Genomic DNA, 13,964 nt, shown 5'->3' on the forward strand with positions numbered 1-13,964 from the left:
GACGACGACCCGCGGGCGGTGTCGCTTCAACGAGACGGGTATCGCGTCGTCGCGACGTCGTGGGGGGCCCGACTCGAACTCCCCGACGGCTTCAACGATTCCGCCTACCGGAACCGCCTCGGACGCGCCCGCTCGCTCGGCTACGGCGTGGCCGAGTTGGACCGCGGCTGCGTCAATGCGCTCTACCGCCTCGAGACCGCCGCGGCGGCCGACTACCCCGTGACGCCCGCGACGCCGGCGCCCGAAGTGACGCTCGAGGGCGAGCGTGCGCTCTGGGACGAAGGCTGGCGCGAGACGTGGCTCAGCCTCGCGCCACCATGCGCCGCACCGTGACGGCGAACCCGCTTGGCGACGCATCCGATCTCTGAGAGCGTGGGGGTGATGTCACGCACCCGAAACCGCCACCGCCTTCCCACCCTGTTCGCCGGAGCCTGGCGCGTCTTGTTCTTCCACGCGCACCCCGATGACGAGTCGCTGTGGACAGGCGGGCTGATCGCCAGATTGACGGATGCCGGGGTCACTGTGCGCGTCGTGACCGGTACCCGCGGCGAGCGCGGCGAGGTCGTGCCGGGGCCTCTCAAGTGGCTCGAGGGCACCGACGAGCTCGCCGATTACCGCGTCGGCGAGCTGACGCGTGCCCTGCGCGAGCTGGGTGCGGGCACCCCCACGTTCCTCGGCGGTGTGAACGCCCGCGAGTACTACCGCGGGCCCGGTTTCCGCTACGTCGACTCGGGTATGGCCTGGGGCGAAGACGGCAGGGCTGTCGCCGCGCCCGACGCCCCACGCGGCAGGTTCTCGGAGCACGCGTGGTCCCTTCGTGATGCGAGCGCCGCGGCGAGACGATTCAAGCCGGATCTTGTCGTGAGCTATGACGAGACCGGCGGCTATGGGCACCCCGACCACAAGTGGGCCCACGTCATCGCGAAGGCTGCGGCCGAGGGGCGCGGGGTGCCGTTCATCGAAGTGCTCGAGGGCGAGGCATCCGATGTCGACGCTGCGATCGCGGTCCCCATCGATCTCGATCGCAAACGGCGCGCTCTCGCGGCCCACGCGAGTCAGCTCACGCTGACCGACGACGGCTTCGTTCTCTCCGGCGGTCAGCATCACGAGCTGTCGCCGGTCGAGCACTACCGCGTCTCGCGAACCTCGGCCTAGGGCTGCTCACGCCGCCCGCGCAGGACCGCGGGGCAGCTTGCGCGGCCCCGCGTCACCCCTTGACCGCCCCGCTCGCGAGGCCCGCCACGTAGTAGCGCTGCAGGGCGGCGTACAGCACGATGCACGGGATCATCGCGACGACGGCGCCAGCGGCCAGCAGCCCGAAGTCGATCTGCCCGTAGGCGCCCTGCTGCACGTTCACGAGCGCGAGGGGCAGTGTGTAGAGCTTCGCGTTGGTGAGGAACGTGAGGGCGCCGAGGAACTCGGTCCACGCGGCCAGGAAGGCGTAGAGCGCCGCGGTGGCGAAGCCGGGCAGGATGAGCGGCCGCAGCACTGAGACGAGCATCCGGAACGTGCCGGCACCGTCGACGAAGCCGGAGTCCTCGAGCTCAGCCGGAATGGACTCGAACGCATTGCGCATCACGAACACGCCGAACGGCAGGTTGACCGTCGTATAGAAGAGGATCAGCCCGATGCGGCTGTTCGTCAGATGCATGCTGTTCAACTGCAGGTACAGCGGCGTCAGAATCGCCTGGAACGGCACCATCATCGTCACGATGATCAGAGCGAAGAGCCAGTTCGAGATGCGGAAGCGGAACTTCGCGAAGCCGTAGCCTGCGAGGGTCGACAGCGCGGCGGTGAGCGCCGCGGTCACGATCGCGACGATCGCCGAGTTGAGGATCGCCGCGCCGAGGTGTGCCTCTGTGCCCAGGTGCGCAAAATTATGCACAGTCAAGTGAAAGAACGTCGCGGCACTAGGCGCTGTCTGGATCACGGTCGCGGGCTGGAACGCGCGGAACAGCGCGAACACCAGCGGCACCGTGAAGACGATCACGGACAGGACGAACCCGGCGGTGTAGAGAGCGACCTTGCCACGGGATTCCTCCCGGCCCGAGACGGTGATGGTGGTCATGCGCGTGCTCCCTTGTCGCTCGCAGCTCGCGGGGTGCGAGCGCCGGTGCCGGTGCCACTATCGCTGTCGCGCAGCAGCCAGAACTGGACCGCGGTGATCACCGCGATCACGATGATGAGCAGAACGGATTCGGCGCTCGCAGCGCCCAGCTGCAATTGCACGAATGCCTTGTTATAGATGTGCAGCACCGCTGTCGTCGTCGCAGTGCCCGGGCCGCCCTGCGTCAGGATGAAGAACTGGTTGAACGCGAGGAACGACCCGATCACCGAGATGATGAGACTCAGGATGATGGTGCGCCGCAGCATCGGGATGGTGATGCGCCGTTCGGCCTGCCACCAGGTGGCGCCGTCCATCGCGGCCGACTCGTAGACGTCGGCGGGAATGCCCTGCATGCCTGACATCAGCAGCACCATGGTGAGCCCGCTCGCCGCCCACACGACGAGCGTGCAGATGAGACCGGTGGCGAGCGGCCCGGACACGAGCCACGCGGTCTGCCCACCGGTGATGCCGAGCGCGTGCAGCACGATGTTCACGGCACCCGACCCCGGCTGCGCCTCGAGCACGAGGAAGAAGCTGAGGGTCGTGAGTCCGACGACGTACGGAATGAAGAGCAGCGTGCGCAACAGCGTGGTGGCGCGCCGACGACGCCGCACGAGCACGGCGAGCACATAACCCAGCACGAGGATCGGCACCGTCACGATCGCCGTATAGATCAGCGTGTAGAGCAGCGCGTGCAGGAACTCGGGGTCGGTGAGCGCCGACACGTAGTTCGCGATGCCGATGAAGCGGTAGCTGCCGATGAGCGGGAAATCCGTCAGCGAGATGTAGACCGCGACGACGAGCGGTGCGAGCACGAACACGGTGACGAACGCGACCGCGGGCAGAACGAGCGCGAGGCCGACGCCTCGTGGGTGGGTGAGCGACCCGGCGCGTGTGCGCGGCCTGGGCGCGCTGCTGCGTGCGGGGCGAGCGGATGCGTGAAGCGTCGGCTCGTGGCGTGTGCTGAGCGTGGTCATGCCTGCGTCTCCTTCAGCAGCCGGTCGAGGCTGGTCTGGGCCTGATCGAGGGCTCCGTCGACGTCGCCGTCGAAGACCGCCTTCCGGAACATCGCGAGGAACGGTCCGTCGGCCTGGTTGATCGCCACGTTGTATGCGAGGGTCTGCGGCGCGTAGCCGAGATCGAGGTTCTCGAGCGGCGTCGTGTCGAGGGGGTACTGCGTGCGGAACGATGTCGTGTCGGCGTCATTGCGGATCGGCGTGTAGCCGCCGGCGGGCATGCTCTGCTGCTGCGCGGTCTCGAGCGTGAACTTCATGAACTCCCACGCCGCCGACGGGTTGTTCGCACCGCGCGGCATGCAGAGGTTGTCGCCGCCGTCGAAGAATGCCCTGCCACCGCCCGGGCCCGGAATGACGACCGGCTTGAGCTTCGGCAGCATGCTCTTCGGCGCGGGCGTCACGACCGTGGCGTAGTTGGCAGGGAAGATGGCGATCTTGCCGGCCAGGAAGTCGCTGCCCCAGTGCGTCGCGGCGTCGGAGTAGCAGCTGGGTGGCGCCCACTTGTTGCTCCACATGGTGTGGAAGAACTGGAGGGTCTCTTTGAGTGGCTGGTTGTCCGCGACGTAGCCGGTCTGGGCGCCGATCTTGCCCTTGAACACGTCGGCCTTCTGCGCCCAGATGTGCGGCAGGAAGGTGAAGGCGAGCGCGCCCTGCCCGTTTCCGGGGAACGACCAGGCGTAGATGCCGTCTTTCGCCGAGGTCAGCTTCGGGAGCGCCTCGTGCAGCGTCTCGAGCGATTGGGTGGATGCCTCCGGGTCGACTCCCGCCTTTTCGAACAGCTCCGTATTGAGCCAGAGCAGCGAGTTGTCGGCGAGGAACGGCACGCCGTAGATCCGGCCGCCGATCGAGGCGAGGTTGAGATGCCCCGGCGACAGGCGCGAGCGGTACGGCAGCGCGTTGACGAGGTGGGTCAGCTCGGTGAACGTATCGCGGTAGATGAACAGGCTCGAGTTGATGTCGTCCATGTCGACGAGATCGGGAACCTCGCCACCGCGGATCGCCGTCGCGAGCTTGGTCACATACTCGGCGTCGAGCACGGGCGTCAGCTCGACTCGGATCGCACTCTGCGCCTTGTGAAAGCGGTCGATGATCGTCTGCATGCCGGTCTGTGTGGCGGACCGGGACCATACGCTGACGGTGCCCTTGGCGCCCGAACCGAAGCCGGCAGCACCGACATCCGCTTCGGGCAGTGTGCTCGAGCATCCGCTCAATACGCCTGCGATGGTCGCGGCTGCGCCTGCCCCTGCGAGGCCGAGCAGTCGTCGGCGGCTTATCTCCATTGATAGCTCCTTCGACGTGCCGTGCGGCCCGGTCAGGCCGTCGGTATCCAGACGCGCATCGGGGCGACCCCCCGGTTCGCCCACGCGAAATACGGGATCGCGGTCGCGCTGAGGTCTCCGCCCGAACCCCTGACGGGAACGGAGAGCACGTTGACGCCCCCGAGCAGCTCAGGGCGATGGTGGGCGGTGATCGGCGCCGCCGGGTCGACTCGCAGCTCGTCGAGCACGACCCCCGGCTGGTCGGCCTGCTCGATCGCGTAGACGAGCGGCCCGAGACGCAGCGCGACGCTGGATCGCGTCGCGTCCACGCGTGGGTGCGACGAGATGACGGATGCCTCGAACGGCAGTTCCAGCACGACCTCGTCACCCGCCTGGAACGTTCGGCGCGCCCGGGCGTACTCGCCGGCCGCCACCGGCACACCGTCGACCGTGGCTCCGGCCGCCCATGCCGGCACGCGCAGCGCGAGCTCCACGTCGCCTGTCGGGGCGGTCTCCACGACGACGCGCACGTTGCCGTCCCATGGGTATCGCGTGCTCACGGCGACGGTGAATTCGCCGCCGGGCAGCTCGGCCGTGATGCGCGAATCCGTGTACTGCTGCAGCTGCAGGCCCGCGTCACTCGTCGTCGCGAGGTAGCCGCCGAGTTGGGCGACGGTCCGCATCACGTTCGGCGGGCAGCAGGCGCAGTCGAACCACCGGTGCCGGCCGCCGGCGGCGGTGCGCTCGTTGTCGGCGTGGGAGCCTTCGCGCAGGTGCAGCGTGTTGACGTAGAAGTACTCGTCTCCGCTGAGCGAGATGCCCGGCATCACCGCGTTGTAGAGCAGCAGCTCGATCTGGTCGGCGTAGCGGGCCTCGCCCGTTGCGAGCAGCATCCGCCACGCCCACTGCGCCGCACCGATTCCGGCGCACGTCTCGGCGTATGCCCGGTCCGACGGCAGCTCATACGGGTCGCCGAACGCCTCGCCCTCCCAGCGGGCGCCGAGGCCGCCGGTCACGTACTGCTTGCTCTCGACCATGGCCGCGTACTGACGGCCGAGTGTCTCGATGAGTTCGGTGTCGCCCGTCTCGACCGCGACGTCCGTGGCGCCGGCGGTGAGATACACCGCGCGCACCGCGTGGCCCTCGACCGTCGTCGCCGCGCGCACGGGCACCCGGTCGGAGAGATACGTGGCGTTGCCGCCGTAGCGCGTCGTGAGGCCGTGGCCGCGTGCCTCGACGAAGTAGTGCGCGAGGTCGAGGTAGGCGCGGCGGCCGGTCTGCCGGAACAGCTCGACCAGGCCCATCTCGACGACGGGATGCCCGTCGACGTCCTGCCGCCGGCCGGGGCCGAAGGTGTCCACGAGGTGGTCCGCGAAGCGCGTCGCGATGTCGAGCAGCTCGTCGCGCCCCGTGCACCTCGACTGCGCCACGGCGGCCTGGAACAGGTGCCCGGCGCAGTAGTGCTCGTGGTCGCGCGCCGGGTTACGGTAGCGATCGCCACGGACCTGGATCACCGTGTTCACATACCCGTCGTCCTGCTGGGCGGCGGCGATCAGGCGCGTGATCTCGAGCTGCGCGTCGAGAAGGTCGGCGTCGGGCTGCCGCGCGTACTCCCAGGCGGCCGCCTCGAGCCATTTGTAGACATCCGAATCTGCGAACACCGGGCCGCGGATCTCGGCGCTCGACGCGCCCGCCGCCACGCGGAAGTTCTCCAGGTTGCCCGCCTCTTCGAGTTGACGCCGGCCGTCGGGGATCGAGACCTCGCTGATCCGGCGCTGCCGGTGGGCCCACCAGCCGCCCGTCACTAGCGCCGCATCGACACCGAGGGGGCGCACTGCGCTGACAGCGGCCGCCGTGACGCCGGTCGGCGACGCAACGGGGCGCGCAGACGAGATGGTCTCCATGGACTCTCCCTTGAGTTCACCTCACCCGGAAGGCGAGTTCGGAATACGCTTTCTGCCACGCTAGGCACCTGATATCTCGCGGTCAACGGATTCCGCGGATATCCTAGATGTTCCGTAATGCGGAAACGTTTCTGAATCGAGATTCAATGACTCCACCTGCTCCGAAGCGGCGCGTGACCGTCAACGACGTGGCGCGCGAAGCGGGCGTCTCGCCGGCAACGGTGTCCAAAGCGCTGAACGACACGGGCCAGCTGCGACCCGCCACTCGGCAGAGCGTGCGCGAGGCAGCCGAGCGGCTCGGCTTCGTGCTCGACGGCGTCGGCCGATCGCTCGCCTCCGGGCGCACGTATTCGGTCGCCGTGCTCACCGGGGACGCCATCGGCCGGTTCTCGATCCCGATCATGCTCGGCGCGGAGAACGCACTCGCCGCCGGCAAGATGCTCGTCTTCCTGTGCGACAGCCGCGACGACCCGCTGCGCGAGCAGCACTACCTGCGCAACCTGCTCGAGCGCCGCGCCGAGGGCGTCATCGTCACGGGCCGGCGCACCGAGCCGCGAGCCCCGATTGACGCGGCACTCCCGGCCGTCTACGCGTTCGCGCCGTCCGCCGACCCCGCGGACTGCTCGGTCATACCCGACGATGAAGCCGGCGTCACCCTGGTCGTCGACCACCTCGTAGCGCTCGGCCGCACTCGCGTCGCCCACATCACAGGCCCCGCGAGCCACCTCAGCGCGCGGACCCGGGCCGAGTGGGGCGCCGCCCGGCTCGCGACTCACGGGCTGGAACCGCACGGCGCGGCCCTCTTCGGCGAGTGGAGTGAGGCGTGGGGCCGCGCGGCGACCGAGGCGCTGATCGGGCACGGACCGACACTGCCCGACGCGATCATGTGCGGCAGCGACCAGATCGCGCGCGGCGTCACGGAGCGCTTGCGCGAGCGTGGTGTTCGGGTCCCGGCAGACATCGCGGTCACCGGCTACGACGACTGGGATGTCATGGTCGACGGATCGCGCCCGACGCTCACCACGATCAATCCGCGGCTCGGTCAGATCGGCAGACGCGCCGCGGAGCTCCTGCTCGACAAGATCGCCGGGCGTGAGCGACCGGGCATCGAGCGCATCGCGCCCCAGCTGGTCTCGCGCGCCTCGACGCTCGGCGAGCTCTGACTCGCAGCGCCGCGCCACCTACGCGCTCTGCGCAGCCCACCACTCGCGCAGGCGGCGCTCCGCTTCCTCGCGTCCGAGCGGGCCGTCGTCGAGCCGCAGCTCGAGCAGGAACTTCATCGCACGCCCGACCTCTGGCCCGGGCGCCAGCCCGAGCAGCCGCATCACCTCTTCGCCGTTGAGATCGGGGCGAATGGCGTCGATCTCCTCCTGCTCCTGGAGTTGCGCGATGCGCGCCTCGAGGTCGTCGTAGGCGAAGGCGAGGCGGTCCGCCTTCCGCTTATTACGCGTCGTCACGTCGCTGCGGGTCAGGATATGCAGGCGCTCGAGCTGATCGCCTGCGTCACGCACATACCGACGCACGGCCGAATCCGTCCACTCGCCGCCCGAATACCCGAAGAAGCGGAGGTGCAGCTCGATCAGCCGCGCGACGTCGTCGATCGTGCTGTTGTCGAAGCGCAGCGCCTTGAGCCGTTTGCGGGCGAGCCGCGCGCCCACGAGGTCATGGTTGTAGAAGCTGACGGCGCCGCCCGGCTCGAGCTTGCGCGTCGCGGGCTTGCCGATGTCGTGGAGCAGGGCGGCGAGCCGCAGCGTCAGGTCCGGAGCAGTGCCCGGGTGGCGGGAGTGCTCGTAGCCGATGGCCTGGTCGAGCACCGTGAGCGAGTGCTCATACACGTCTTTGTGGCGGTGCTCCGCATCGATCTCGAGCTGCAGCGCGGGAAGCTCGGGAAGCACGATGTCAGCGAGCCCGGTGTGCACGAGCAGCTCAAGACCCGGGCGCGGCGTGTCGGAGGAGAGCAGCTTGACCAGTTCGTCGCGGATGCGCTCGGCACTCACGATGTCGAGCGACTGACGCATGCCGCTCATGGCATCCATCGTCTCGGAGGAGACCTCGAACCCGAGCTGGGCGGCGAATCGGGCCGCCCGCAGCATTCGCAGCGGGTCGTCACCGAACGAGACGGATGCCTCGATCGGAGTCCTGAGCAACCGCGAGATCAGGTCGTCGACGCCCCCGGACGGGTCGACGAGGGCGATTTCCGGCACGCGCAGTGCGAGCGCGTTCACGGTGAAGTCGCGCCGCACCAGGTCGCCCTCGAGGCTGTCGCCGAATTCGACCGTCGGCTTCCGCGTCTCGCCGTCGTAGCTGTCGGCGCGGTACGTGGTGATCTCGACGGATTCGCCACCGACTCGCGCGGCGATCGTGCCGAAGGCACGCCCGACGTCCCACGTCGCCTCGGCCAGCGGCGAGACGATCTTCAGGATGTCGTCGGGGCGGGCATCCGTCGTGAGATCGAGATCGTGCACCGCCCGACCGAGCAGCGCGTCGCGCACGGGACCGCCGACCAGAGCCAACTCGAAACCCGCTGCCTCGAAGGCTCGCGCGAGCCGCGCGACCACCTCGGACTCGGCGAGGGTACGCAGGCGCGCAAGGGAATCGGCCACGCTCTGCATGCGGGCGAGTCTACCGGCGGCCCCGCGTTCGAATCCGGGGACCCGGTGTGCGCCGGGGGCGCCCCCCGGCGCCGTCACAGGGACGCACCCGGTCGCGCCCATAAACTTGCGTGCATGCCGGGTAAGGAGGTGCTGTGCGCCGACGCACGCTCCTGACGAGCCTCATCGTCGCGGCGACCGTTCTGCCCGTAGTCACGATGACGGCCGAGGCCCAGCCATCGCACGCGGCGCAGCGCACGACGATCGCCTCGCCCGCATCTGCGGCGACCAGCGCGGCGCCGACTGCGGCCGCCACGTCGCCGACCGTGCAGGTCTACGCCGCCGGCGACGGCATCGTCTCCGAGGGTTCCGACCTCGCACTGTCCATCGTGATCACGAACCCGAGCGACGCGGCCGTCGCCGGCGGCAAGGTGACGGCCGCGGTCACCGATCGCCCGATCGCCACAACGGCGGCGCTCTCCGACTTCGAAGAGAGCCCCAAGACGGCCGCCACCCGCACGCTCGGCTCCGACGAGACCGCGGGCATCGCGGCGGGAGCCACGGCCGTTGTCGGCACCATCACCGTGCCCAAGGCATCCGTGCGCCTTCCCGCCTCCACGCCGGGCGTCTTCGGCCTCACCGCGACCGTCACGACCACCTCCGGCAGCATCATCACCGGCGTCGGCACTCTGGTCGTGGCCGGGACCCACCCCGCGACCGTCGGCGTGGCCGCCGTGATGCCGATCACCACGCCGCCCAGCACGAACGGCCTGATCTCCGCGCAGGACCTCGCGAGCGACACCGGCCCCAACGGCGTGCTGTCGAAAGAGCTCGAGGTCGCACGCCGCAACCCGGGCCTCACCCTCGGCATCGATCCGATGATCCTCGCGTCGGTGCGCGTGCTCGGCCAGGCCGCGCCGGCGTCGGCACAGGCGTGGCTGCTGGCGCTCGATGAGCTGCCGAACCCCACCTTCCCGCTGCAGTACGGCGACGCCGACCCGGGCCTGCAGATCCAGACCGGGCTCGCGAAGCCGCTCGGGCCGCTCGACTTCACCTATGCGATGTCCGCGTCGAACCTGGCCACTCCGCCCACGATCGGCGAGCCGGACGGCGCATCGCCCGCACAAGCCGCCACTCCGACGCCCAGCCCGACGAGCGGTCCGCAGCTGCTGTCGCTCGCCGCGCTCACCGCGTGGCCCTACAGTCTCGGGGGCATCGCGTGGCCCGCGCCGAGTTCCGTGCGCGCGGCCGATCTCGCGGCGTTCAGTCGTGCGGGGCTCCCGACCACGATCGTGAGCGGCGGGAACACCAACGCGGCGTCGCTCGCCGGTACGCCCGACGCCGCGCTCTCGGTCAACGGCGGGACAGCGCTCGTCACCGACGACGCCGTGAGCTCCGCCATGATCGCCGTCGCGACCGCGTCCGGAGCCGCCGCGTCGGGCATCGCGAATGCGCAGCTCAACGCCCAGCTCGCGCTGGCCGCGCAGAACGCCCAGAACGGCGGCGTCATCATGGTCTCCCTCGGCCGCATCTGGCCGACGGACACCACGCGTACCTCCTCCGCGATCGCCGCAGCACTCGACTCGCGCTTCTCACGCGAGTCGACGGTGCGCGATGCACTCACCGCCCCGCCCACCGCGGGTCTGAAGCTCGTCGACAAGACGAACCCGGCAGAACGCGTGAAGACTGCCGGTGCACTTCTCGATCTCGCCGGCGAGACGCGGGCGGGCGGCGCGGAGCCGCCCACGAGCATCGCCGCCTTCTCCACCGCGCTCACGACACCCGTGCTCCTCACCGGCGACATCCGAGCACGCGTGCTCGACCTTCTGTCCGTCGGCTGGGGCGACTCGAGCGATTGGGCCGCGGCTGCGAGCAAGCAGATCGCCTCGATGAACTCGACCCTGTCCGCGGTGCAGATCGCATCGCCGGGCTCGATCCGGCAGGCATCCCATCAGGCTCTGATCCCGATCACCGTCATCAACAAGCTCGCCCAGCCGGTCGATGTGGTCCTGCGGGCCACCCCGTCCTCGGCACGCCTCGACGTCGCGAGCGACACCGAGAAGACGATTCCGGCGGGATCGAGCACGAAAGTGCTCGTGCCGGTCAAAGCCCAGCTCAGCAACGGCACGGTCTGGCTCAGCCTGCAGCTGTACAGCACGGCCGGCGTGCGTATCGGCGACCCCGAAGGCGCCTCGATCGTCGTGCACGCCGACTGGGAGGGCATCGGTGCCTTGATCTTCGGCCTCGTCGTGCTGGCGTTCTTCGGTTTCGGCCTCGTGCGCACCATTCAGCGCCGTCGCCGCGAGCGTGCCCAGAGCGGCGCCGACACCGTGTCGGCCGCGCCCCTACCCGGTGGAGGCGCAGAACGTGGCGAATAGCAGCATCCGCCGTGCCACCGCGATGCTCGCGAGCGGAACGCTCGTCTCGCGTGTGCTCGGTTTCGGGCGGCAGTGGCTGCTCGTGCAGGCCATCGGGGCGACCGGATTCGTCACCGACGCGTTCAACACCGCCAACAGCGCCCCCAACACGGTCTACGCGATCATCAGCCAGGGCATCCTCAATGCCGTCCTGATCCCGCAGCTGGTGCGCGCGGCCAAGCACCGCGACGGCGGGCAGGCATACATCAACAAGCTCGTCACGCTCGGCATGGTGGTGTTCGCCGCAGTCACGCTGATCGCGACCCTGCTGTCGCCGCAGCTGATGGTGATCTTCGGCATCCGTCGCGAATCCCTCGACCTCGCGATCGCGTTCGCCTACTGGTCGATGCCGCAGGTGTTCTTCTACGGGCTGTACTCGCTGCTCGGCGAGGTCCTCAACGCGCGCAACTCGTTCGGGCCGTTCACCTGGGCGCCAGTGCTCAACAACGTCATCTCGATCGCGTCGCTCGCGGTGTTCCTGTGGGCCTACGGGCAGCACCAGGTCGCCGGGATCGGCGACTGGCCGGGGCTGAAGGTCTTCATTCTCGCCGGCGGCGCCACGCTCGGCATCGTCGCGCAGGCCGTCGTGCTCTTCGCGTTCTGGGGGCGCATCGGGCTGCGCTTCCGCTTCGACTTCGCATGGCGCGGCATGGAACTGCGATCGGTCGGCAAAGCGGCCGGGTGGACGTTCGCGATGCTGCTGTGCACGCAGCTCGCCGGCACCTACCAGACCTTCGTCGCCAACAGCGCCTCGGGTGCGCATCGCGTCGGCCCGCAGGGTCTCGCCACGACCTGGCTGATCTTCATGCTGCCGTTCTCGATCATCGCGGTCTCGGTCGTCACCGCGTACTTCACCCGCATGGCCGAGCACGCTCGCGATGAGGACTTCGTGTCGTTCCGCGCCGACTACGCGGCCGCCGTGCGCTCGATCGTGCTGCTCATCTCGATCTGCGCCGCGGTGCTGATCGTGACCGCGTTCTCGTTCTCGCGGGTGTTCACCCCGGATTACCTGCCATACGGATTCGTGCTGATCGGGTACCTGATCGGCCTGGTGCCCTCGGTGGTGGGATTCGTCACCCTGCGCGCCCTGTACTCGCTCGGGGACACCCGCTCGCCGTTCGTCTACACCCTCGTGCAGTCGATCATCGTCGCGATCGGCCTGAGCATCTGCCTCGTCCTGCCGCTCGACATCCGCGCGGTCGGCATCTCGCTCACCGTCTCGATCGCAGGCACGGTGCAGACGGCGCTCTCGATGATCTTCCTCCGGCGGCGCCTGCAGGGCCTCAACCTCGATGTCGTCGTCCGGTCGATCGTGCAGGGCTTCGCCGCGTCGCTCGTCGCGGTCGGGCTCGGCTGCCTCGCACTGTTCGGCGCCGACCACTTGAACGGCGGCCACGGCGGGTTCGCGGTCGCGTCGCCCCTCAGTGCGATCGCGTCCATGATCATCGTCGGCGTCGTCATGCTCGGCACTTACATCGTCATTTTGCGTGCGTTCCACGTGCCGGAGCTGCTCGCCGCATTGCGCTCCGTGCGACGCCGCCTCGGTCGGTGATCACTGAGCGCGTTCGCGGAATAGATCGACCTAGGATGTGTTCTACCCATCGGCGCCTATTTCATGAGTGGGCGCGCAATGTCAGGGAGTGTTCTGAGTGACTACAAGTGCCGTGCGTGACGTCATCATCATCGGCTCCGGCCCCGCCGGCTACACCGCGGCGATCTACGCCGCCCGCGCCGAGCTTGCGCCCCTGGTCATCGCCTCCTCCGTCGAGGCGGGCGGCGAGCTGATGAAGACCACCGAGGTCGAGAATTTCCCCGGTTTCCCCGAGGGCGTGATGGGTCCCGACCTCATGGTCAAGATGCAGGAGCAGGCTGAGAAATTCGGCGCAGAGGTCGTCCTCGATGACGTCGTCGCGGTCGAGCTCGACGGCCCGGTGAAGCGGGTCGTGCTCGGCTCGGGCGACACGCATGAGGCGCGCAGCGTCATCGTCGCGACCGGCTCCGCCTACCGCCACCTCGGTCTCACCGACGAGGAGCGCCTCTCCGGCCATGGCGTCTCGTGGTGCGCGACCTGCGACGGCTTCTTCTTCCGCCAGAAGAACATCGCCGTCGTCGGCGGCGGCGACTCAGCAATGGAAGAGGCGACGTTCCTCACGCGCTTCGCCGACAAGGTCACCGTCATTCACCGCAAGGACACGCTGCGCGCATCGAAGATCATGCAGGAGCGCGCCTTCGCGAACGAGAAGATCGAGTTCGCGTGGAACAAAGAGGTCGTCGCGATCGGCGGTACGGATGCTGTGACCGGGGTGACCCTGCGCGACACCGTCGACGGTTCCGAGAGCGAGCTCGCTCTCGATGGGCTGTTCATCGCGATCGGCAACGACCCGCGCGTGCACCTGTTCCACGAGCTCGAGCTGACGTCGCAGGGCACGATCAAGGTCGACGGCCGTTCGTCGAAGACCAGCCTCCCCGGCGTGTTCGCCGCCGGTGACGTCATCGACCCGACGTATCGTCAGGCTGTCACCGCCGCCGCTTCGGGCACCGTCGCGGCCCTCGATGCCGAGCACTTCCTCGCCTCGCTCGAGGACGAGCTCCACGCATCCGTCGACGCCGTTCTCGAGCCCGCCAACTAATACCCTCAGGCGCCTCGTTCGAGGCCCTTCACAAGGAGAG

At 69.0% G+C, this 13,964-nt stretch carries 11 protein-coding genes; 6 read left to right on the plus strand and 5 right to left on the minus strand.

All coding sequences use genetic code 11. The annotated features are described in order from the left end of the window. Positions 1-18: 18 nt before the first annotated feature. A complete protein-coding gene (locus ACFOYW_RS11265; protein ID WP_390229026.1) occupies positions 19-333 on the plus strand; it encodes a hypothetical protein in 315 nt (104 codons plus the stop codon). A gap of 48 nt (positions 334-381) precedes the next feature. Further along, positions 382-1,155: a PIG-L family deacetylase gene (locus tag ACFOYW_RS11270; RefSeq protein ID WP_390229027.1), complete on the plus strand. Its 774-nt coding sequence runs from the start codon at positions 382-384 to the stop codon at positions 1,153-1,155. A gap of 52 nt (positions 1,156-1,207) precedes the next feature. On the opposite strand, the gene ACFOYW_RS11275 is transcribed toward ACFOYW_RS11270, so the two are convergent. Genes ACFOYW_RS11275 through ACFOYW_RS11290 form a run of 4 tightly spaced genes read right to left on the minus strand, consistent with a single transcriptional unit; the run spans position 1,208 to position 6,286 of the window. Continuing rightward, positions 1,208-2,068: a carbohydrate ABC transporter permease gene (locus ACFOYW_RS11275; protein WP_390229028.1), complete on the minus strand. Its 861-nt coding sequence runs from the start codon at positions 2,066-2,068 to the stop codon at positions 1,208-1,210. Beyond that, positions 2,065-3,084 carry a carbohydrate ABC transporter permease gene (locus ACFOYW_RS11280; RefSeq protein WP_390229029.1) on the minus strand — a complete coding sequence of 340 codons (1,020 nt, stop codon included), beginning with the start codon at positions 3,082-3,084 and terminating at the stop codon, positions 2,065-2,067. The genes ACFOYW_RS11275 and ACFOYW_RS11280 overlap by 4 nt, the downstream gene beginning before the upstream one ends. Next, on the minus strand, positions 3,081-4,403 hold the full coding sequence (locus tag ACFOYW_RS11285; RefSeq protein WP_390229030.1) for an ABC transporter substrate-binding protein: 1,323 nt from the start codon (positions 4,401-4,403) through the stop codon (positions 3,081-3,083). The genes ACFOYW_RS11280 and ACFOYW_RS11285 overlap by 4 nt, the downstream gene beginning before the upstream one ends. A gap of 32 nt (positions 4,404-4,435) precedes the next feature. Beyond that, positions 4,436-6,286 carry a glycoside hydrolase family 127 protein gene (locus tag ACFOYW_RS11290; protein WP_390229031.1) on the minus strand — a complete coding sequence of 617 codons (1,851 nt, stop codon included), beginning with the start codon at positions 6,284-6,286 and terminating at the stop codon, positions 4,436-4,438. A 146-nt stretch (positions 6,287-6,432) separates the two neighbouring features. On the opposite strand from ACFOYW_RS11290, the gene ACFOYW_RS11295 reads away from it, so the two are divergent. Then, positions 6,433-7,449 carry a LacI family DNA-binding transcriptional regulator gene (locus tag ACFOYW_RS11295; RefSeq protein WP_390229032.1) on the plus strand — a complete coding sequence of 339 codons (1,017 nt, stop codon included), beginning with the start codon at positions 6,433-6,435 and terminating at the stop codon, positions 7,447-7,449. An 18-nt stretch (positions 7,450-7,467) separates the two neighbouring features. On the opposite strand, the gene ACFOYW_RS11300 is transcribed toward ACFOYW_RS11295, so the two are convergent. Then, on the minus strand, positions 7,468-8,898 hold the full coding sequence (locus ACFOYW_RS11300) for a CCA tRNA nucleotidyltransferase (RefSeq protein WP_390229033.1): 1,431 nt from the start codon (positions 8,896-8,898) through the stop codon (positions 7,468-7,470). Positions 8,899-9,032: 134 nt separating this feature from the next. On the opposite strand from ACFOYW_RS11300, the gene ACFOYW_RS11305 reads away from it, so the two are divergent. From ACFOYW_RS11305 to trxB, 3 genes are all read left to right on the plus strand, one after another. After that, a complete protein-coding gene (locus ACFOYW_RS11305; RefSeq protein WP_390229034.1) occupies positions 9,033-11,255 on the plus strand; it encodes a DUF6049 family protein in 2,223 nt (740 codons plus the stop codon). Then, positions 11,245-12,846, plus strand: a complete 1,602-nt coding sequence (gene murJ, locus ACFOYW_RS11310) for a murein biosynthesis integral membrane protein MurJ (protein ID WP_390229035.1) — start codon at positions 11,245-11,247, stop codon at positions 12,844-12,846. Before ACFOYW_RS11305 ends, murJ begins: the two co-directional genes overlap by 11 nt. Before the next feature lie 112 nt (positions 12,847-12,958). Continuing rightward, complete coding sequence (gene trxB, locus ACFOYW_RS11315) at positions 12,959-13,924, plus strand: thioredoxin-disulfide reductase (protein ID WP_390229628.1); 966 nt, start codon at positions 12,959-12,961, stop codon at positions 13,922-13,924. Positions 13,925-13,964: the final 40 nt, after the last annotated feature.

Origin of the sequence: Gryllotalpicola reticulitermitis, from assembly GCF_042651345.1 — a bacterium.
GTDB classification, from domain to species: domain Bacteria; phylum Actinomycetota; class Actinomycetes; order Actinomycetales; family Microbacteriaceae; genus Gryllotalpicola; species Gryllotalpicola reticulitermitis.